Here is an 18,450-nt window from a genome sequence, read left to right as displayed (position 1 = left end):
CTCACGCCCTGACTGGCGTCAGCGCTGTGTGGCCAAGAGGTCGGCCTCGATCTGCGTGGTCTGCCAGCCACTCGGGCGGCGCGCTGCAATGATGCCGTCCTCGCCGAGCACACGAAGACCAGCCTCACTGTTGCCGCCAACGATCGCGACCGCGGAGTCTGGGGAGCCGAGGGTGTCGCGTCGACCGCCGATCTGATGCGTCGCGACCGTCGGGGTGTCGCCGGAAGTGGTGAGGGTCGCGACCGTGGTCTCGTCGACCCACGCAAGATCGATCGCGAGACCGCTGTCTTCCGAACTATCAACGACCGCTTCGCCGAGCGTGGTCGGCACATTGCCGGCGCTCGCATCGCGCACGATGGCCATCACGAGAAGCCGGGGTCCACCCGGCGTTGCGAGCAGCACGGCGAGCCGAGCTCCATCACGCGAGACTTCGATCGCCGCAACCTGCGCGTCTGCGGGGAGTGCCGTCGCGATCTCATACACGGTGCCGTCGAACCCGGCGGCGCGCAGGGCCGTCGGGTCATCTGCCGGCACCGACCACACGTAGCCGTAACCGTCGAGGCTCGGCGCGACGAGGCCCGCCCTGGCATCGAGCAGCGCGACCTCGCCGCTGCGGCGCACAATCGAGACACCTTCGGCGTTGAGAACGGCCGCTACGCTGCCACCGGCGCCCAACGTCACCGCAGAAGGCTCTAGGGCGACGACTTCGTCGCTCACACCCTCGATCATCGACACCTGTTCGTTTGCGTAGTAGCCGAAGCTTCCCTCATGCAGCACGAGGGGTCGGTTATCGACCTGGATGCGCGACTGCGGCAACCCGGGGCTCGGGTCGGCGATGGCCAGATCTGTGCCATTCACCGAAATCGCAATAGTGGTGACCGAAGGGACAAGCCCGAGGCTCGATTCGAGTTGCAGCCGCATGAGCTGGCGTTGTGCGGCGGTCGCCGAGAGCGCCTCGACCGTGAGATCAACCTCAGCAGTCGTGCCTTCGATCGCGACACGCTTCGGCGACGTGAGTTGAGTGCCGGCCGGGAACGCGGTCGTCACGGCGCCCTGCAACCACGCTGGCGGGCCAGCAAGCAACGCAGAAACGATGCGGGTAGCCGCCGTGCCAGCGGGGAACCAACGGAGGTCTGGCACGAGCGCGCTGCCGCCCGCGTCGATGAAATAGAGCACGTGCTGCCCGAAAATGGCCTCGAAGGTGCCCACCGTGAGCGCGATGCCGTTCGGGGCCGAACTGATGCGCCATTCGCCGTCCTCCTGCACGAACTCGTAGTGCAGGGTTGATGGGGCCGAAGTGAACCCGCGATAGCTGCCGGTGGCATCCACCGATGCGGTTGCATTGACGACGTAGTCCATAGCGGTGTCTGAGACGGCCACGAAGCTCACGCGACCCGAGTGCACAAGCACACTTTCGCGAGGGTCCCACTCGGTGCCGAAATCGGAGCTGAGGAACTGCCTTGCCACGTCGTAGTCGCCCGAGCCCTTATATGCGTTGACGAAGCCGCGGAGAATCTCCTCGACGGTGGATCCCTCTTCTGGCCCTTCAACGATGTACTCAATACCGCCCGGATCTTGCTGGCTCACCTCTGCCCCCGTGATCACATCCCCGTCGCGCGGGATGCCGCCGCAGGCAGCGAGCAGCGGCACGACGACGATCACGAGCAGTGTGGCGGCGGCAACACGAAGGGAGCGTCTGGCCTGACGGGGTTCACGCATCGGATTCTCCTCTGTGCGAGCCGGTCTCGAGCGGCGTCTCGGGCAGAGTTTCGGGCGGCAGAGTTTCGGGCGGCAGGGCGAGCGGCGGCTCGCCGATTTCGCCCCCACGCTCACGCGGCAGCGTCAGCGTGAAACACGTGCCAAGCCCTGGCTCTGACCAGACTTCGAGCACGCCGTCGTGCAGCGCGGCGTCTTCGAGGGCGATCGCGAGACCGAGCCCCGTGCCCCCGATCGTCCGCTGGCGCGATGGGTCTGCTCGCCAAAACCTGTCGAAAACGCGATCGACCTCGGCCGGATTCATCCCGATACCGTGATCGCGCACCGTGAGTGCGATGGCGGTGGCATTGCTGTCGATCGTGACAACAATGGGCTTGCCCTCGCCGTGTTCGACCGCGTTGCCGAGCAGGTTGCGCAGAATGCGCCGGATGCGTCGGGGGTCGACATCGGCTGCGAAGTACCCGCCGGGCGCCACGACGTCGAGGGTTGAGCCACGCTCGTCAGCAAGCGGCTCCATCGATTCGACGGCATCCTCGACGAGCCGCACAAGGTTCGTCGGCTCGAGCTCAAGCTCGACCGCCCCGGCGTCATAGCGGCTGATCTCGAGCAGGTCGGCGAGCAGCGTTTCGAAGCGATCAACCTGCGTGTGAAGAAGTTCGGCGGTACGCGCGGTTGTCGGCGTGAAATCTGCTCGCTGGTCGTAGAGCACGTCGCCAGCAAGCCGGATCGTGGTGAGTGGTGTGCGGAGCTCGTGCGAGACGTCCGAGACGAAGCGCTGCTGCATCCGCGACACTTCGGCGAGTTTCGTAATCTTCTGTTGCAGGCTGTCGGCCATGCCGTTGAACGATCGAGCGAGCGTCGCGATGACATCTTCACCCCGCTCGGGGATGCGCTGCTCGAGCTGGCCGGCGGCCAGCCGCTCGCTCGTCTCGGCGGCAAGCCTGATGGGGGCGACAACGAGCCGCACGACGAGCCACGTGACGCCGCCGATGAGCAGCACGAGGGCCGAAAGCCCGATGATGAGCGTCTGCTGCACCGAGTCGATCGTGGCCTGCGCCTCCGAGAGATCGAAGACGAGATAGAACTCGTAGTTGCCTGCCGATGGCGCCGACACGAGCGACCCGGTCACGATGCCTGGCTCACCGGATTCGAGGGTCACCGACTGCAGGTACACACGGCCAGACTCCTGCACCACCAGGGTGCGGAGTTCGTCGCTCAGCAGCGACGAGTCGAAGCCGCGACTGCGCGTCGCCGGAAGGGTGAACTGTGTGCTCTGCCCTGCCACGCGGAGCATGGCAAACCCCGTGCTGCCGGGGCTCGTGGTCGACGACAGGATGGCGTTTTGCACATCGATGCTCAGGGTGTCGAAGTCGACCTGACTCGCCTCATCGGCGGCGAGCGCATTGTCGAAGTAGTCCTGCGCGAGCAGGGTGGCCCGCGCATGTTCTGCTTCGACCTGATCGCGCCGGGAGGTGAACACGTTGCTGCCGATGACGGCAGACATGTAGGTGCCAATCACCATAACGGCGAGGCCCGAAAGCACAACCGTGATCGCCACGGTGCGGAACTGGAGAGATTTCCGCCACGTGCGCAGGGCGCTCGCCCGCAGCATCCGCCAGCGCACCGCCAGGAGGGTGGCGGGAGGGTCAGCGCCCGCCACCGGCCCGGTACCCGACCCCGCGCACGGTCGTGACGATCACCGGATTATCCGGGTCAAGCTCGACCTTGGCGCGCAGCCGCTGCACATGCACGTTGACGAGCCGCGTGTCGGCCTTGTAGTGGTAGCCCCACACCTGTTCGAGCAGCATTTCACGCGTGAACACCTGCTGGGGTTTGAGCGCGAGCGCGAGCAACAGCTCGAACTCGAGCGGCGTGAGATTGATGGGCGATGCGCCGCGTCGCACCTCGTGACCGGCGACATCGATCGTGAGGTCCCCGACCCGCAACACCTCGGTGCCCGAGTCGGTCAGCGGGCGCAGGCGAGTGCGAATGCGGGCGACGAGCTCTTTGGGGTTGAAGGGCTTGACGACGTAGTCGTCGGCGCCGCTCTCGAGCCCGCGCACAATATCTGCGGCATCGGACTTGGCCGTGAGCATGATGATCGGGGTGCCAGACTCGCCCCGAATTTCGCCACACACCTCGATGCCGTCCTTGCCCGGCAGCATGAGGTCGAGCAGCACGAGATCTGGGCGCTCGGTGCGGAACGCGTCGAGCGCACCGCTGCCGTCGGCGCAGAATGACGGCGTGAACCCCTCGGACTGCAGCACGATGCCGATCATCTCGGCGAGAGCGGGGTCATCGTCAACCACCAGGATTCGAGTGTTCATCGTCCCGTCTTCGCAGTCGGCACCCCATGTGACACAGGATGGGCAGGCTTTCGCACAAGAGTAGTCGAGTATGCCAGCATGAAGGGCGGATGCCGCATCCGCAGCCTGCACGAACGTCAGCATCAACCTGAGGGGGCACCGTGAGCGACGGAGTCGACGACGCCGGCAGCACGCCAACACAGTGGTCGCCTCCGGGAGACCCGGCGGCGAGCGGCACAGGGCACACGCCCTACCAGCCGGCACCAGGGGCGACCGCCCCGCAGTGGTCTCCCCCATCGCAGCCGGGACTTGTACCACTTCGCCCCATGACGCTCGGCACGCTGCTCGGTGCCTCGTTTCGGGCGCTGCGCCGCAACCCGAGGCCGCTGCTGGGCCTTGCTCTCAGCACCCAGCTCCTCGTTGGGCTCGTCACGGTCGTCGTTCTGGTGGCCTCGCTCTTCGCGATGTTCGCGCGACTGGAGAATGTGAGCGCCGAGAACCTCGATGAGGTCACGGCTGGCAGCATTTTTGCGATCCTGCTCGTCAACCTCGTCCCCATGTTGCTCAGTGTCGCGGTCGTCGCACTGCTGCAGGGCATTGTCGTGCTTGAGGTCGCGCGGGCCGTACTCGGCGAGAAGCTCACGCTGCGGCAGCTTTGGGCACGGGCGCGTGGTCGACTCTGGGCATTGATCGGCTGGACCCTCCTTCTCGTCGCGGCCGTGGTCGTGATCATCGCCGTGTTTGGCGGGCTCATCGCCCTCCTCGTCGTGGTCATGGGGGCGGTGGGGGCAGCGATCGGCGTCGCGATCGGCATCTTCGGCGGTCTCGGTTTTGTCGTACTCGGGGCCTGGGTTGGCACCAAGATTTCGCTCGTGCCCAGCGTGCTCATGGTCGAGCGCCGCACCCTTCGTGCGGCAATCCGTCGCTCGTGGCAGCTGACGAACGGCTTCTTCTGGCGCACCTTCGGTGTGCAGATCCTTGTATCGGTGATTCTCAGTGTTGCGATGCAGGTGATCTCGACTCCGATCTCGATTCTGATTTCGATGCTGTCGTTCCTCATCGACCCGAACGGCACCAACGAGGGGTTCGCCGTCGCGGTCGTGCTCGGCGTCTACGTGCTGTTCCTTGCGCTTGTCGTCGCGATCTCTGCCATGGCGATGGTGGTGCAGTCGGCCACAAACGGGCTCATCTACATCGACCTCCGCATGCGCAAAGAAGGTCTCGAGCTCGACCTTTCGCGCTTCGTCGAGCAGCGTGATGCGGGAGCCAGCGACCTCGCCGACCCCTACTCAGTGACGCACGCGCCGGCACAGGGGTGGTCGGCCCCAACCGGTCGTCCGTCGTGGCAGTCAGGCAGCACGACGCCGCCACCAGCATCCGACTCACCGTGGGCCTGACGGCGTGATGCTGGCGTCGACGGTGCTGCAGCGCGCACTTCTGCCTGCCGTGCCGGTCGACCCCGAGGCAGACGAGGCCCGCGAGTGGATGCTTCGCGAGCTCTCCGATCGTGAATACCTCGAGGCACAGCCGAGCTGGTTCGACGAGCTCTCTGCGGCACTGTGGGAGTGGCTCACGTCGCTCGACCCGCAGCTCGGCGGCGGAGGGCAAGGTCTCGGTCTCCTCCTGGTCCTGCTTCTCATTGCCGGCATCGTCGTCGCGGCAGTGTTTATCTTCGGCAAGCCTGCCCTCGACCGCCGCAGCCGCGTAGCCACGGAGCTCTTCGGGCCCGAGGATGACCGTGACGCGACGGCGCTGCGGCGTGCGGCGGAACTCAGCGCGGCGGAGGAACGGTGGGTCGACGCCGTGACCGACATGTTCCGCTCGATCGCTCGCGGTCTCGCCGAGCGCACCATCGTGACCGCGCTCCCTGGCACCACCGCGCAAGACTTCGCCGCCAGGGCTGCGAGCGCGTTTCCCGTGCACGCGCCCGCGATCGGCGCTGCGGCCGACAACTTCGACGAGGTGCGCTACCTCGAACACGAGGGTTCGCGCGAGCAATACGAGCACGTCGCCGCACTTGAGCGTGCGCTGCGGGCAGCGCGGCCGTCATTCGACGCCAACTCCCCGGTGGCAGCGAGGGTCGAAGCGTGACGACGACGGAACAGACGGTGCTCACCCCTACCGTGCGCACGACGGCGAGACGGTGGCTCTATTGGGCCATCTTCGGTGTCGTCGCCCTCCTCATCGCGATCGTGTCGCTCCTCGGTTCTGGCGCCAACCGGCCACTCGGTGTTCCCCTCGACCCGACGAGCCCAGGGCTCGAGGGCGCGAAGGCCGTTGTGGAGGTCCTGCGCGAGCAGGGCGTGACGGTGACCATCACCGACTCGCTCGATGCCACCCGTGCGGCGATTGGAACGGATGCCACCACGGTCGTGCTCCACGATCGTGACGGCATCCTCGACGCCGAGTCGGCGCGCACCGCCGGGGGCCTCGGCGACCACCTCGTGCTGCTCGATCCCGAGTTTCTGCACCTTGAGGCGATCGCGCCGGATGTCGCACTCGCCGGGGTTGTCGAGGGTGAACTCGACGCGGATTGTGCCGTCGGCGCGGTGGAGCGCGCCGGCACTGTCACTGGCGACGGATGGGGCTACCGCTACCTCGGCGATGACCCAAGCGTGTCGCTCTGCCTCGATAGCGGTGACGACGTGGTCTCGCTCGTGCAGATTCCTGATGCAGCTCGCACCATTACGGTGGTGGGCACGACCGACGCGCTGACCAACGACCGCATCGCCGACAACGGCAACGCGGCACTCGCGCTCGGCATTCTCGGTGAGCACGACAATCTTGTCTGGTACGTGCCGGGAGCGGGCGATGTCGAAGGCGATTCCCTCGCGCAACTCACCCCACCGTGGGTCAGCCAGGTCCTGGTGCTGCTCATCATCGTCGTCGTCGCTGCGGGTGTCTGGCGCGGTCGACGGCTTGGGCCGCTCGTCGTCGAGAATCTGCCCGTCACGGTGCGCGCGACCGAGACAATGGAGGGTCGAGCTCGGCTGTATCAGCGATCATCCTCACGCCTGCGCGCCCTCGACGCACTGCGACTCGGCACGATACAGCGACTCGCCTCGCGCGTGCGGCTCGGTCGCACGGCCGGAGTCGACGAGGTCGCCGCGATGGTCGCGGAGCTCACCGGCGCCCCCCTCCGCACCGTGCGCGGGCTCCTGGTCGATGCTGTTCCCCACTCAGACCGCGAGCTCATCGAGCTCTCGGACCAGTTGCTCGAACTCGAACGCGCCGTCCAGGCGGCGACCACACCATGACCGAAGAGGAGAATGATCCGATGACGCACGACACCACCGCGACGGCCACACCGGAATACGCAGCGACCGCAGGGGGCCTGCGCGATGATTTCGCCCGGGTGCGCGCCGAGGTCGGCAAGGCGGTCGTCGGACAGGACGGCGCCGTCACGGGCCTCATCATTGCGCTGCTCGCGGGCGGACACGTGCTGCTCGAAGGGGTGCCCGGCGTCGCGAAAACCCTGCTCGTGCGCACGCTGAGCCGATCGCTTGCGCTCGGCACGAAGCGCATCCAGTTCACCCCCGACCTCATGCCGGGCGACGTGACGGGGTCGCTCGTGTATGACGCGAAGTCTGGCGGGTTCGAGTTTCGGGAGGGCCCGGTGTTCACGAACATCCTGCTCGCCGATGAGATCAATCGCACACCCCCCAAGACCCAATCCGCCCTGCTCGAGGCGATGGAGGAGCGGCAGGTCAGCGTCGACGGCGAGACGCTCGCACTGCCGGCACCCTTTCTCGTCGCCGCCACCATGAACCCCATCGAATACGAGGGCACCTACACGCTGCCGGAGGCACAACTCGACCGCTTCTTGCTCAAACTCGTGCTCGATGTCCCGGAGCGCGACCACGAGATCGAGGTGCTCGCTCGCAGTGCCGCCGGATTCAACCCACGCAACCTCGCCGCCGCCGGTGTCGCTGCCGTGCTCACACCCGAGCGTCTCGCGGCCGCGCAGGCAGAGGTCGGCACGATCGGGGCGAGTGCCGATGTGCTCGCCTACATCGTCGACCTCGCCCGCGGCACCCGGCAGAGCCCCTCGGTGAAGCTCGGGGTGAGCCCCCGCGGCACCACCGCACTGCTCGGGGCGGCACGAGCTTGGGCCTGGCTCAGCGGATTCGACGCCATCACGCCAGACCACGTGCAGGCGATGGCGCTGCCCGTGTGGCGTCACCGACTGCAGCTGCGCCCAGAGGCCGAGCTCGAAGGTGTCACGGCAGACTCGATTCTCCGTGCCGTGCTCCAGCAGGTGCGGGTGCCGATCTGATGACCGGCCGCTCATGAGCGTCTCCGGCCGCTTCGCGGCACTGCTCGCGATCGGCATAGCCCCGATCATTGTGCTTCCCAGCGTCACGGGCGGTGCGATTGGTGCGACCTGGGTGCTCCTCGGGTGGCTGTTCGTCGTGCTGCTCGCTGCCGCCCTCGATCTCACGCTCGCCGGATCGCCGCGCGCGATCACGCTGGGGCGAGAGCTGCCAGATCGGGTGCGACTCGGCGAGCCGGCGGCCGCAACCCTCCTCCTCACGAATGCCGGCACCCGCACAGTGCGCGCGCTCGTCAGGGACGGCTGGGAACCGTCAGCGGGTGCCTCCCCGTCGCGCCGCGAGGTCACCATTCCGAGTGGTGAGCGGCGCGCCATTGCACTGACGCTCACACCGTTCCGCCGCGGTGAACGCCGGAGCGCCCACGTCACCATCCGCTCGTCCGGGCCCCTCGGTCTCGCGGCACGACAGGCCACGCTCGCGGCGCCGGGGCACATTCGAGTACTACCCCCCTTCAACTCTCGGCGGCACCTGCCATCACGCCTCGCCCGCCTGCGTGAACTCGACGGCCGCACGAGCATCATGATCCGCGGCCAGGGTTCGGAGTTCGACTCGCTGCGTGAATACGTGCGCGGTGACGACGTGCGGTCGATCGACTGGCGCGCGACCGCGCGACGCAGAGACCCCACCTCAAGCTCTGGTCAACGCGTCGTCGTGCGCACCTGGCGCCCCGAACGCGACCGCCGCATCGTCATCGTGATCGACAGCGGTCGCACCTCCGCCGCGCGCATCGACAATGAACTGCGGATCGACACGGCATTCGAATCGACGCTGCTGCTCGCCGCGCTCGCCTCGCGCGCTGGCGACCGGGTGGACTCGATCATTTACGATCGACGGGTTCGTGGTCGCGTGCAGGGCTCCACGGGTGGGGACTTGCTCAATCGTCTCGTCACCGTCATGGCCCCCGTAGACCCAGAACTTCTCGAGATGGACTGGACCGCCGTGCCGGCGCTTGTGCAGTCCGTGACCAACCGTCGCTCGCTCGTCGTGCTCCTCACCTCGATCGACTCCCCCGGCAACTCGCGGGCGCTCCTCGGGGTGCTCCCCCAGCTCACCCGCAAGCATCGCGTGCTCGTGTGCTCCGTCACCGACCCCGCCGTGCTCGACGCCTCGCGCACGAGGGCGCGGCGGGAGGACGTGTACCGCGCGGCCGCCGCTGAACGGTCCCTCCTTGACACGACGCGCGTCTCTGCCGCCATCCGGCAACTCGGTGGTGATGTTGTCACCGGCACGCCGAGCGACCTCCCGCCAGCCCTCGCCGACCGATACCTTGCGCTCAAGGCGGCCGGACTGCTCTGACGCGCTCGGGCGTGACACCGGTGCGGCCGCCGACACCACCGCAGAATCGAACCGTCAGAATCGGCCTCATGGCCCCCATAATGGGCACGTGAGGTTCCAGCGAATTGCCCACTCCCTACGATCGGTGCGATCGCGCATCCTCACGTCCATCCTGCTCGTCACCGCCCTCGGTATGACCCTCGCGGGCAGTGCCGCCTACATCTTGCAGCGGGAGCGTGTGCTCGGTGGAATCGACGACCGGCTCACGCAGACGGTCGAAGGCCTCCAGTTCATTGCCGACGGTGGCGAGCTCGAACAACCGCCGTCGACCGTCGCCGCGTTTCTGACGCAAGCCATGCAGCGAGTACTCCCAGACCACAACGAGAGCACGGTCGGCATCATCAACGGCAGGCCGGCCCTCGTTCCGTCATCTGACCTCGCGTTCAGAATCGACGACGATGCCGCCTTCATCGACCGCATACTCAGCGAGGCTCACCCAGAACGCGTCGTGATGGGCACCGCCGAAGCCTCCGCGGGCACCCTGCGGTACGTCATCATCCCCATCTCAATCGAGGGCGACCCCGACGACGGCCTCTACGTTGCCGCCTACAACCTCGACGCCGAACTCCAATCGATCTCGCAGGCATTCGGCACCTACGCCGCGCTCGCCGCCGTCACGCTCGGTCTCGTCGGACTCGTCGGTTGGGCTGTCGCCGGCCGACTCCTCAAGCCCATCAGAGGGCTCCGCGACACGGCCGACCGCATCACCGAAACCGATCTCTCGCGGCGCATCACCGTGATCGGGCGCGACGACGTGAGCGATCTCGCTCGCACCGTCAACGGCATGCTGCAGCGACTCGAAGAGGGGTTCTTGAGCCAACGCCGACTGCTCGACGATGTGGGGCACGAGCTCAAGACGCCCCTCACGATTATGCGCGGCCACCTCGAACTGCTCGACCCCGAGCATCCGGAGGACATCAACGAAACCCGCGCCATCGCGATCGACGAACTCGACCGGCTGAACATCCTCGTCGAAGACATCGCCATGCTCGCAAAAAGCCGCACCCCAGGCTTCGTGCGCACCAGCGAGACGCCCGTCGGCGATCTCACCAACACCGTGTTCGCCAAAGCTCGGATGCTCTCCAACGACCACGAATGGTCACTCACGGCAACAGCGGATGCCAAGGCCAGGCTCGACAGCCGCCGCGTCACGCAAGCCTGGTTGCAACTCGCGGAGAACGCCGCCAAATACTCACCGCCAGGCAGTGCCATCGAGATGGGCAGCGCGACGTCGGCAGATGAGCTCGGGCGATCGACCGTCGATCTCTGGGTTCGCGACTACGGCCCAGGGATCTCCGCTGACCACCTCGCTCGCGTCTTCGAACGCTTCACCCGGGCCGACGAGGGTCGCGGCGTCGAAGGGTCAGGGCTCGGGCTCGCCATCGTCGCGGCCATCTCAGAGGCGCACGGCGGCACGGCGTTCGCGGTGAGCGGCGGAATCGGCACCCGCGTCGTCATCAGGCTGCCGCGCACCACACGGCATCCGCGCGGAAGGACACGATAGATGGCACGGATTTTGGTGGCCGAAGACGAAGACCGCATCGCCAGCTTCATCAAGAAGGGGCTGCGGTCGGCCGGATTCGGCGTGGAAGTCGAACGCGACGGGCCGTCGGCCCTCGCCGCCGCCAGGACCGGCCAGTTCGACCTCATGGTGCTCGACATCGGGCTGCCGGGGTTCGACGGCTTCGAGGTGTTGCAGCACCTCCGGGCCGAAGGCAACGCCATCGCTGTCGTCATCCTCACGGCACGCGACTCGGCACAGGATGCCGTCGCCGGGTTTGAGGGCGGCGCCAACGACTACGTCTCGAAACCCTTCCGCTTCGATGAGCTCCTCGCCCGAGTGCGAGTGCGGTTGCAAGACACCCAGTCCGAAACCACGCGAACCGACAGCCTCACCTTCGTCGACCTTGAGCTCGACCTCAAGACGCGGCGGGTGCGCTCCGGCGGCGTCGCGGTGGATCTCTCCGCGCGAGAGTTCGCCCTGCTCGAAGAGTTCCTCATGCATCCGGAGCAGGTCTTGAGCCGGGAACAGTTGCTCAGCCGGGTGTGGGGCTTTGACTTCGACCCAGGATCGAATGTCGTCGACGTGTACGTGCGATACCTGCGGCAGAAAATTGGCCGCCACCGTCTCGAGACAGTGCGCGGAATGGGCTACCGCCTCACAAGCCGCCAGTCCATCTGAGACGCGACGCAGCCAGCAAAAACCCGCGGGGTCGAAGGGGGTCGGCAGGTCCCGACCCGCCGACCCCCGCCCCACACGGCCATCGAGTGACCGTGCCCACGGCGAACAGCTACCCGTTACCGTCGCCGTAAGGCTTGCCGCCCCGTTCGTCGTTGTCGGTGTCGCGTGACTTCACGCCCTCAGGCGCGTCACGCCCCTCACCCTGCCACTTGCCCTCGGAGCCCCCGCCACGTTCAGGATGCTGACGGTCGTTGTCCGACTCTGCGGGCTCGGCAGGTCGATCGACGGCAGTGCCATCGCGGTCCGACACCGTCGCTGCCGGTTGGCCTGTCGGCACGGGCGCCACTGGAGGCACTTCGACCGGCGCGTCCGGCGTGGCGATGGGCGGAACCGGAACCGCGGGAACAGGAGAAACCGGAGCCTCGGGAGCCACCGCATCAAGGGCCGCCGCTGGTGGCGGTGCCGCCGCATCCGCACTGACCGACGGTGCCTCGGGGATGCGCTTTTCCTTATCGACAGGAAGCCGGTCGGCGGCCGTGCCGGAGACGCCCTCGATGCCGAGAACCTCTGATTGACGGTCACTCGCCGAGAGCGTCGTAGCACCCGATGCGATTCCCCCTGCGAGCAGGCCGACCACGACCACGGCGCCGCCAACAGTGAACATGGCGCCATGAGCCCGCACTGGCCTGGCTCGCTCTGGCCTGAATCGCACTGGCTTCAATCGCACTGGGCTCCTCTCGAGCGCTGGGTTGGCGCTCCGACAGACGGTCAGAAGTATTCCGTCTGCTGATGAGAGCGCCGCGCCGCTGAGATGAGAAAGTTCTCATCTGCGGCGGCGTGCGCGGTGGGCGATGCTCGGTGCTCAGCCAGCGACGAGGCGCCGTGCGCCCGCCTCGAAGTCGTCGAGGTCACCGGTCTCGCCTGCGAGCGCGGCGCGACGCCCAAGCACCCACTGGTACGCGAGAAACGCAGCGAGCGCGATCGTGCCGATCCCGATCTTGATCGGCCATGGCCAGTCGAGACGCGTGATGTAGCCCTCGATGACCCCGGAGAGCAGCAACCCGAGCGTGACCCCGATCGCCACCGTGATGAGCGCCCTCCCCTCCTCCGCGAGCGCCGTGCCACGGGTCCGCGCCCCTGGAGCGACCCACGACCAGAAGATTGCGAGCCCGGCGGCGGCAGCGACGAAGATCGCATATAGCTCGAGCTGACCGTGGGGGGCGATGTAGAGAAAGAAGTAGTCGAGTCGGCCATTCTCGGCCATGATCGCGGCAGACAACCCGAGATTCTGCGCGTTCGCGATCAAGAGGTAGGGCACGTAGACACCGACGATGCCGAACGCGATGCACTGCACCGCAATCCACGCGTTGTTGGTCCACACCAGGCCCGTGAACGATGATGGCGGGTGCTCCGAGTAGTACGCGACGAAGTCTTCCTCCGCGAACTGTCGCCGAAACTCCTCCGTGCCAAAGGTCGCGAGCACCCCCGGCGTTTGGAGGGCCCACCAGGCGAACAGCACCGCGACGACGGCGGTGCCGGCGGTGACGGCAAGCGAGAGCCACCGGATGCGATACAACGCCGCCGGCAGCTGCGCACCAAAAAACTGTGGCAGCTGACGCATCACATTGCTGCCTGCCCCCGTGAACCGCAGACGCGCGCGGGAAAGCGCGAGCGAGAGGCGATCGGCCTGCACCGACGGCCCGGTCGCCGTGCGGAGCGCCGAGAGATGAGTCGCGCCCGACTGGTAACGCTCGATGAGCGCGTCGGCCTCCGCGCCCGTGAAATGACGTTTCGCCCCGAGGCGGGTCAGTTCATCCCACTCATCGCGGTGCGCTGCGGCAAAGGCGTCAATATCCATCTGATTAGATACTGGCATGTCGAGGGAGCCCGCCGCAGCAATCACACCCGCCGCCGTCGCCCCCTTCGCCGAAGAGGAGCTCATCACCGGCGAGGCCGTGGCGCTTGCCCTGCGACCCGCCGATTTCATCCTTCGCGCGGCGGGAGCGATCATCGACTGGGTCGTCTACCTTCTTGTCGTGTTCGGTGTCTTTTTCGTCATCTCGACGCCCCTCGTGTCGGAGCTCGTCGATGAAGCAACCCTCACAGCGATCACCGTCGCCATGCTCGTTCTGTGCGTTGTCGTCGTCCCCACCACCGTCGAAACCATCACGCAGGGTCGTTCGCTCGGCAAACTCGCCATCGGCGCTCGCATCGTCCGTGACGACGGCGGCGCCATTCGCTTCAGGCACGCCTTCATCCGGTCGCTCGTCGGCGTGATCGAGATCCTCATGACCCTCGGCGGCATCGCCACCATCACGGCGCTCTTGAACAGCCGATCGAAGCGGCTCGGCGACGTCATGGCCGGCACCTACAGCCAACACGAGCGCGTATCAAAGGCCACCCCGCCTGTGTTCGGTGTGCCGCTCGAACTCGTCGACTGGTCGGCGACAGCCGACGTTGCGCGGATGCCCGGTGGGCTCTCGCGCCGCATCGCCCAGTTCTTGCGTCAGGCCGATGGGCACTCCGAGCTTTCGCGCCAACGCCTCGCCCACGACCTTGCGAGCGAAGCGAGCCGCTTCGTCTCGCCGGTGCCACAGTGCGACGCCGAGATCTTCCTCGCGGGCGTCGCTGCGGTGCGGCGCGATCGTGAATACCGCGCGCTGCTCGACGAACGCGCACGCCTCGCGGCACTCGAACCGGTGCTCGGCGGGCTTCCGCACCGGTTCCCGGAGCGCTGACTGCCGCCGGTTGAGTAGCGAGGGACGAGCGTATCGAAACCACCACGCGAGCGATCCCGGGTTTCGATACAGCCCTCGCGGGCTTACTCAACCGGCGAGGCGAATCAGTACCGGTAGTGGTCGACCTTGTACGGGCCATCAACGCTCACGCCGATGTACGCCGCCTGCTCGGCACTGAGCCGTGTCAGCTTCACGCCGAGGGCATCGAGGTGGAGTCGCGCGACCTTCTCGTCGAGGTGTTTCGGCAGCACATACACGTCCCGCTCATAACGGTCGCCGTGGGCGAAAAGCTCGATCTGGGCGAGCACCTGGTTCGTGAACGAGTTGCTCATGACGAACGACGGATGCCCCGTGGCGTTGCCAAGGTTCATGAGGCGCCCCTCGCTCAGCAGCAGCACGCTCCGGCCGCTCGGCAGCCGCCATTCGTGCACCTGCGGCTTAATCTCGACGCACTCGGCACCCTCGAGGCGCTCAAGACCGGCGATGTCGATCTCGTTGTCGAAGTGACCAACGTTGGCGACGATCGCGAGATGCTTGAGCCCCAGAAGGTGCTCGACAGTGATGACATCCTTGTTGCCGGTGCCGGTGACGACAATGTCGACCTGGTCGATGACCGATTCGAGTGTCGTGACCTGGTAGCCGTCCATCGCGGCCTGCAGCGCGCAGATCGGGTCGACCTCGCTCACGATGACGCGAGCGCCCTGGCCCCGCAGCGCCTCGGCGGCGCCCTTGCCGACGTCGCCATAGCCGCAGACGAACGCCACCTTGCCGCCGATGAGCACATCGGTCGCCCGGTTGAGCCCGTCCGGGAGCGAGTGACGGATGCCGTACTTATTGTCGAACTTCGACTTCGTCACCGAGTCGTTGACGTTGATCGCCGCAAACTGCAGCTCCCCGCCGCGGGCGAGCTCGTAGAGGCGGTGCACCCCGGTCGTCGTCTCTTCCGTCACGCCCTGCAGCTCCGCCGCGATGCGCGTCCAGCGGTCGGCGCTCGACGTGAGCGAACGACGGAGGGTGTCGAGGATGACGGACCATTCGTGGCTGTCGCCCGACGCGGCATCCGGAACCACACCGGCGAGCTCGAACTCGCGCCCCTTATGCACGAGGAGGGTCGCGTCGCCGCCGTCATCGAGAATCATGTTCGGGCCGATCCAGTCGGCACCGGCGGCGGATGCTTCGGCGCTCCAATCGAAGATCTGCTCGGTGCACCACCAATACTCCTCAAGGCTCTCGCCCTTCCAAGCGAAGACCGGCACTCCGGCGGGAGACTCGGGGGTGCCTGTGCCGACGACGATCGCGGCGGCAGCCTCATCCTGGGTCGAGAAGATGTTGCAGCTCGCCCAGCGCACCCCAGCCCCAAGTGCGACAAGGGTCTCGATGAGCACGGCCGTCTGCACCGTCATGTGCAGGCTGCCGGCAATGCGGGCGCCGGCGAGTGGCTTCGCCTGGCCGAACTCCTCGCGCAGGGCCATGAGGCCCGGCATCTCATTCTCGGCGAGGCGAAGCTGGTGGCGGCCGGACTCGGCGAGGGACAGGTCGGCGACCTTGAAGTCAAAGGAAGGCATCCGACAATTCTCGCAGACCGCCACGAGGCTTTGCCTGCGGAGCGACCCGGCATCACGAGAATTCAGGAGATTCGCCTGCCTGGCCGAAGTACCGGGGACCGACCCGATCTCAGCGTGAGGATCTCCTGAATTTCCGAGGTCGCGAAGCTACTACTCGACGCGACGGAGCTACTACTCAGCGCGGATGAGGGCCAGCACCCGATCGCGCACGGTCGCCATCGCTGACTCGTCCTTCGCCTCGACGTTGAGCCGCAGCAGCGGCTCCGTGTTTGAGGGGCGCACGTTGAACCACCAAAACCCTGCCTCGGATGCCCCGCTCACCGTGAGTCCGTCGAGCTCGTCGAACTCGCCCTCCGTCGTGAAGGCGTCAACAATGCGCGTGTAGGCGCCCGGGATGTCGGTGACGGTCGAGTTGATCTCGCCACTCTGGAAGTAGGGGTTGAAGCGACGCGCAAACTCGGAGAGCGGGGCATCCTGCGTGCCGAACTCGGCGAGGAGGTGCATGGCCGCGAGCATGCCGTTGTCTGCACCCCAGAAATCTCTGAAGTAGTAGTGCGCCGAATGCTCCCCGCCGAAGATCGCGCCGGTCGCCGCCATCTCATCCTTGATGAGCGAGTGGCCGACCCGAGTGCGCACGGCGGTGGCCCCGGCATCTTCGATCATTTCGGGCACAATGCGGGAGGTGATGAGGTTGTGGATGACCGTGATCTCGGCCTCTGGTTCGGCGGCGCGGACACGGTCAATTTCGCGGAGGGCAACGACCGCCGCGACTGCGGACGGCGTGACGGGGTCTCCATGCTCGTCGACCACGAAGCAGCGGTCGGCGTCGCCGTCGAAGGCGAGACCGAGGTCGGCGCCGTGCTCGCGAACAGCGGCCTGCAGGTCGACGATGTTCGCGGGGTCGAGGGGGTTCGCCTCGTGGTTGGGGAACGTGCCGTCGAGCTCGAAATACAGGGGAATGATCTCGAGGGGTAGGCCGGGAAGGCCGGCGCTCGTGCCAAGCACCGCCGGCACGGTGAGACCCCCCATGCCGTTGCCCGCATCGACGACGACGCGAAGGGGGCGGATGCTCGAGAGATCGACGAGGTCTCTCAGGTATGCGGCATAGTCGGCGAGCACGTCGAGTTCACGCTGCGACCCCGGCGTCTCGACGGACTCGATACCGTCGCGGAGGTACGCGGTCGCGCGGTCGCGGATGCCCTTGAGCCCCGTGTCGAAGCTGATGCCCTGGGCCCCGGCGCGGCTGAACTTGATGCCGTTGTAGGTCGCGGGGTTGTGGCTTGCGGTGAACATCGCGGCCGGCGCATCGAGGCTGCCGGAGGCGAAATAGGTCTCGTCGGTCGAGCAAAGTCCGATGAGTACGACATCGGCGCCGCGCGCACGGGCCCCCTTCGAGAAGGCTGCAGCGAAGGCGGGTGAGGAATCGCGCATGTCGTGGCCGACGATGATGTCGCCGCCCGCAGCATCCACCTCGTCGACGAATGCGGCGCCGAGCGCCGCGACAACCTCATCGGTGAGCTGACTGCCGACCAGCCCTCGCACGTCGTAGGCCTTAATGAACGGTGCGAGGTCGATCGGGGTGGAGGCGCTCATGCCCCCAAAGCTACATGACGGATGACCTGCCACCCCTGCGGCGCCGAGAGCCGCTCAGAGTGCCGCTCGCAGAGGTCGTAGCTGTGCGGCTCCGCCTGCCTGCTGAGCGGGCCGAGCACCGCCATCGAGTCGCGGTAATCGTAGGTGAGCGTGGAGACCGCGGTGCTCGCACACGCGACCTTGCTGCAGGGCCGTCCATCCATTTGGCACCAGCCTAGACTGGCCATATGCCCAGAACCCGCAGCACACGCGCATCGAAGCGCGGCGGCGGTCGGGATCGTCACGGACGTGGCATCCGCGCCTCGGTGTCCGGCCCATACCTGCCCCCGCTGCGCACCCGCCTCGACGTCTTCGACATGACTGTCGCGTCGGCGGCTGGCTATCTCAAAGACCTGTGGCCGGATGAACTCGCCGAAGCCCGCTTCGAGGTCGCCGCGGTGCCGGGGGCGGCGGGGCTGCGGGGTGGCGTCGCACGGTGGAGCGTGTTTCCGAACCAGCGACGCATCGTGCTCTATCGTCTGCCGATCGAGCGGCTCGCACGCCTGCACCGGGATGACGAGTTGCACCGGCGCATGGTGATCGAGAGCTGCGTCTTTCGCGCCGTCGCCGAGCTGCTCGGCAAAGACCCGTGGGAACTCGCACCGGATCGCTTTCGCCACATTTAGCCGCGCCGGCTCAGGT

General features: G+C 66.9%; 17 protein-coding genes. 9 read left to right on the top strand and 8 right to left on the bottom strand.

What is annotated here, in order from left to right:
• Positions 1-18 precede the first annotated feature (18 nt).
• The 3 genes from ACY48M_RS01265 to mtrA are packed head-to-tail and all read right to left on the bottom strand — an operon-like array spanning position 19 to position 4,043.
• Entirely contained in the window at positions 19-1,719 is a 1,701-nt protein-coding gene (locus tag ACY48M_RS01265) for an LpqB family beta-propeller domain-containing protein (RefSeq protein WP_462818428.1), read from the bottom strand.
• Positions 1,712-3,328, bottom strand: a complete 1,617-nt coding sequence (mtrB, locus tag ACY48M_RS01260; protein ID WP_462819232.1) for an MtrAB system histidine kinase MtrB — start codon at positions 3,326-3,328, stop codon at positions 1,712-1,714. Before mtrB ends, ACY48M_RS01265 begins: the two co-directional genes overlap by 8 nt.
• A gap of 34 nt (positions 3,329-3,362) precedes the next feature.
• Entirely contained in the window at positions 3,363-4,043 is a 681-nt protein-coding gene (gene mtrA, locus ACY48M_RS01255; protein ID WP_462818427.1) for an MtrAB system response regulator MtrA, read from the bottom strand.
• A 140-nt stretch (positions 4,044-4,183) separates the two neighbouring features.
• On the opposite strand from mtrA, the gene ACY48M_RS01250 reads away from it, so the two are divergent.
• From ACY48M_RS01250 to ACY48M_RS01220, 7 genes are all read left to right on the top strand, one after another.
• Entirely contained in the window at positions 4,184-5,419 is a 1,236-nt protein-coding gene (locus ACY48M_RS01250; protein ID WP_462818426.1) for a hypothetical protein, read from the top strand.
• 7 nt (positions 5,420-5,426) lie between these two features.
• Complete coding sequence (locus ACY48M_RS01245; protein WP_462819231.1) at positions 5,427-6,113, top strand: DUF4129 domain-containing protein; 687 nt, start codon at positions 5,427-5,429, stop codon at positions 6,111-6,113.
• Positions 6,110-7,279 carry a DUF4350 domain-containing protein gene (locus ACY48M_RS01240; RefSeq protein WP_462818425.1) on the top strand — a complete coding sequence of 390 codons (1,170 nt, stop codon included), beginning with the start codon at positions 6,110-6,112 and terminating at the stop codon, positions 7,277-7,279. Before ACY48M_RS01245 ends, ACY48M_RS01240 begins: the two co-directional genes overlap by 4 nt.
• Positions 7,280-7,299: 20 nt before the next feature.
• Positions 7,300-8,298: an AAA family ATPase gene (locus ACY48M_RS01235; RefSeq protein WP_462818424.1), complete on the top strand. Its 999-nt coding sequence runs from the start codon at positions 7,300-7,302 to the stop codon at positions 8,296-8,298.
• Between the two features lie 13 nt (positions 8,299-8,311).
• On the top strand, positions 8,312-9,652 hold the full coding sequence (locus ACY48M_RS01230) for a DUF58 domain-containing protein (RefSeq protein WP_462818423.1): 1,341 nt from the start codon (positions 8,312-8,314) through the stop codon (positions 9,650-9,652).
• A 124-nt stretch (positions 9,653-9,776) separates the two neighbouring features.
• On the top strand, positions 9,777-11,195 hold the full coding sequence (locus tag ACY48M_RS01225) for a sensor histidine kinase (RefSeq protein WP_462818422.1): 1,419 nt from the start codon (positions 9,777-9,779) through the stop codon (positions 11,193-11,195).
• Positions 11,196-11,873 carry a response regulator transcription factor gene (locus ACY48M_RS01220; protein ID WP_462818421.1) on the top strand — a complete coding sequence of 226 codons (678 nt, stop codon included), beginning with the start codon at positions 11,196-11,198 and terminating at the stop codon, positions 11,871-11,873. It abuts the gene before it with no gap.
• Positions 11,874-11,982: 109 nt separating this feature from the next.
• Here ACY48M_RS01220 and ACY48M_RS01215 read toward each other — a convergent pair whose 3' ends face one another.
• Positions 11,983-12,600, bottom strand: a complete 618-nt coding sequence (locus ACY48M_RS01215) for a hypothetical protein (RefSeq protein ID WP_462818420.1) — start codon at positions 12,598-12,600, stop codon at positions 11,983-11,985.
• Positions 12,601-12,735: 135 nt separating this feature from the next.
• The gene (locus ACY48M_RS01210) at positions 12,736-13,731 is read right to left on the bottom strand and encodes a stage II sporulation protein M (protein ID WP_462818419.1); all 996 of its coding nucleotides are present in this window, start codon (positions 13,729-13,731) and stop codon (positions 12,736-12,738) included.
• Between the two features lie 16 nt (positions 13,732-13,747).
• Here ACY48M_RS01210 and ACY48M_RS01205 point away from each other — a divergent pair, with 16 nt between their 5' ends.
• Positions 13,748-14,611, top strand: coding sequence for an RDD family protein (locus ACY48M_RS01205; RefSeq protein ID WP_462818418.1), 864 nt, complete (start codon positions 13,748-13,750; stop codon positions 14,609-14,611).
• A gap of 104 nt (positions 14,612-14,715) precedes the next feature.
• Here the strand turns inward: ACY48M_RS01205 and ahcY are convergent, their stop codons facing one another.
• The 3 genes from ahcY to ACY48M_RS01190 form a co-directional block, all read right to left on the bottom strand.
• Entirely contained in the window at positions 14,716-16,176 is a 1,461-nt protein-coding gene (gene ahcY / locus ACY48M_RS01200) for an adenosylhomocysteinase (RefSeq protein ID WP_462818417.1), read from the bottom strand.
• 171 nt (positions 16,177-16,347) lie between these two features.
• The gene (locus ACY48M_RS01195; protein ID WP_462818416.1) at positions 16,348-17,769 is read right to left on the bottom strand and encodes a phosphomannomutase/phosphoglucomutase; all 1,422 of its coding nucleotides are present in this window, start codon (positions 17,767-17,769) and stop codon (positions 16,348-16,350) included.
• Positions 17,766-17,972: a DUF3499 family protein gene (locus ACY48M_RS01190; protein ID WP_462818415.1), complete on the bottom strand. Its 207-nt coding sequence runs from the start codon at positions 17,970-17,972 to the stop codon at positions 17,766-17,768. Before ACY48M_RS01190 ends, ACY48M_RS01195 begins: the two co-directional genes overlap by 4 nt.
• Before the next feature lie 24 nt (positions 17,973-17,996).
• Between ACY48M_RS01190 and ACY48M_RS01185 the strand changes: the two genes are divergently transcribed.
• Positions 17,997-18,434, top strand: a complete 438-nt coding sequence (locus tag ACY48M_RS01185) for a metallopeptidase family protein (protein ID WP_462818414.1) — start codon at positions 17,997-17,999, stop codon at positions 18,432-18,434.
• The last annotated feature ends 16 nt before the right edge of the window (positions 18,435-18,450 follow it).

The sequence above is a fragment of the Homoserinimonas flava genome, from assembly GCF_054969005.1.
This window is presented reverse-complemented; position numbering and strand designations above follow the sequence as displayed.